The organism is Alloalcanivorax gelatiniphagus, assembly GCF_005938655.1.
In the GTDB taxonomy this organism is placed as follows: Bacteria; Pseudomonadota; Gammaproteobacteria; order Pseudomonadales; family Alcanivoracaceae; genus Alloalcanivorax; species Alloalcanivorax gelatiniphagus.
The window spans coordinates 1-1,499 of record NZ_VCQT01000042.1 but is presented as its reverse complement, the minus strand read 5'-3'; the positions used below and the strand labels follow the sequence as shown (position 1 = coordinate 1,499).

The following is a 1,499-nucleotide window of genomic DNA, read 5'->3' as shown; positions in this document are numbered from 1 at the left end:
AGATGTAATTAAGCGGCAGGGTAAGGGCAGTGGGAAACTGGCGCGAAGAGACCATGACCTACTTCGAGACGGACATGCCCGTCACCAACGCTTACACGGAGTCCATCAACCGACTGGCCAAGGACAAGAACCGTGAAGGGCGCGGTTACTCCTTCGAGGTGATGCGGGCACGAATGCTCTATGAACCGCCCCGGGTATCGAGGAGGCTCCAGTATCTGAGAGAATGGAGCCATGACCAAATCCAAAAAGTTTTCCCCTGAGGTTCGAGAGCGAGCGGTACGCCTGGTGCAGGAGCACCGTGGCGAATACCCGTCGCTGTGGGCGGCGGTACAGTCCATTGCCCCCAAGATTGGCTGCGTGCCACAGACTCTGCTGGAATGGGTGAAGCGAGCCGAGGTTGATGCGGGTGAGCGGCCCGGGACGACCACGGCCGACGCTCAGCGCATGAAGGAGCTGGAGCGCGAGAACAAGGAATTACGGCGTGCCAATGACATCCTTCGAACGGCCAGCGCTTTTTTCGCCCAGGCGGAGCTCGACCGCAAACTGAAGTCCTGAATGCCTACATCGATCAGCACCGGGATACCTACGGGGTCGAGCCGATCTGCAGAGTGCTGCGGGTTGCCCCGTCGGCCTACCGGCGCCATGCGGCCCGGCAGCGCCATCCAGAATTGCGTAGCGACCGGGCCAAGCGCGACGAACGGCTAATGCCACAGATCGAACGCGTCTGGGAGGCCAATCTGCGGGTCTATGGCGCCGATAAGGTCTGGAAGCAGATGAACCGGGAAGCCATCCCGGTGGCGCGCTGCACGGTGGAGCGGCTGATGCGCCACCTGGGCTTGCGAGGCGCCCGCCGAGGCAAGACGGTACGCACCACCGTTGCGGATCGATCGGTGCCGTGTCCGTTGGATCGGGTCAACCGCCAGTTCACCGCGGATCGTCCCAATCAGCTCTGGGTCTCGGACTTTACCTACGTCTCCACCTGGCAGGGCTGGTTGTATGTAGCCTTCGTGATCGATGTCTTCGCGCGATGCATCGTGGGCTGGCGCGTCAGCCGCACCATGACCACTGACTTCGTACTCGACGCACTGGAGCAGGCGCTTTACGCCCGCCGGCCCAGTGACTCGGAGAACTTGATTCATCACTCCGACAGAGGCGCGCAATATGTATCGGTTCGCTACACGGAACGTCTGGCGGAGGCAGGCATTGACCCGTCGGTGGGCAGCAAGGGCGACAGCTACGATAACGCCCTGGCCGAGACCATCAACGGGCTTTACAAGGCTGAGGTGATCCATCGGCGCGGTCCCTGGAAATCCATGGAATCCGTGGAACTGGCCACGCTGGAGTGGGTGTTCTGGTTCAACCATCAGCGACTGATGGAACCGCTAGGATATATCCCGCCGGCGGAAGCTGAGGCAAACTACTACAGGCAACTCAATAGTCAGGCCTCCGTCGCAGCCTGACTTAAACCAAACAGCCTCCGCGAAATACGGGGCGGTTCA

Annotated in this window: 1 protein-coding gene, 1 pseudogene and 1 other annotated feature; the gene and the pseudogene both read left to right on the top strand. The window is 61.0% G+C overall.

Annotated elements, in window-relative coordinates:
* Window positions 1-23: 23 nt before the first annotated feature.
* A pseudogene (locus FGS76_RS14125) lies at window positions 24-182 on the top strand (transposase); the annotation flags it as partial.
* Between the two features lie 49 nt (window positions 183-231).
* A protein-coding gene (locus FGS76_RS14120) for an IS3 family transposase (protein WP_138773298.1) occupies window positions 232-1,460 on the top strand; the annotation gives its coding sequence in 2 pieces (ribosomal slippage) (window positions 232-511 and window positions 511-1,460; 1,230 coding nt in all).
* Window positions 510-626, top strand: a sequence feature (AL1L pseudoknot). Its footprint overlaps the gene before it by 117 nt.
* Window positions 1,461-1,499: the final 39 nt, after the last annotated feature.